Origin of the sequence: Microbacterium sp. 2RAF4 (assembly GCF_052115285.1) — a bacterium.
Taxonomy (GTDB): domain Bacteria; phylum Actinomycetota; class Actinomycetes; order Actinomycetales; family Microbacteriaceae; genus Microbacterium; species Microbacterium oxydans.
Genome location: NZ_JBFRGI010000019.1, coordinates 1 through 422 on the forward strand (window position 1 = coordinate 1; position 422 = coordinate 422).

Genomic DNA, 422 nt, shown 5'->3' on the forward strand with positions numbered 1-422 from the left:
AGCCGGTGGCCTAACCCTTGTGGAGGGAGCCGTCGAAGGTGGGATCGGTAATTAGGACTAAGTCGTAACAAGGTAGCCGTACCGGAAGGTGCGGCTGGATCACCTCCTTTCTAAGGAGCATCTGACACTTTCGGGTGTCCAGAACCCAGATCGAAGGCATACGTTCTTCGCTGGGAGCTCATGGGTGGAACATTTGACATGGTGCGAAGGATGTTGTTCTTCTCCAGTACGCCGCTTCGGTGGTTGGAACGGGGAGGGTGACGGATGTCGCACCTGCACGCTGTTGGGTCCTGAGGGACCGGATGCGCACTGGCCTTCGGGTCGAGTGCACAGTCGGTTACTCTGGGCCTTTCGTTGTTTCCCCGGTGGGGAAGCGGTGAGGGGTACCGCCCGTACTTTGAGAACTACACAGTGGACGCGAG

General features: G+C 58.3%; 1 rRNA gene. It reads left to right on the top strand.

Annotation, left to right across the window (positions count from 1 at the left end):
* A 16S ribosomal RNA gene (locus tag AB4070_RS18580) occupies window positions 1-110 on the top strand; the annotation flags it as partial.
* Window positions 111-422: the final 312 nt, after the last annotated feature.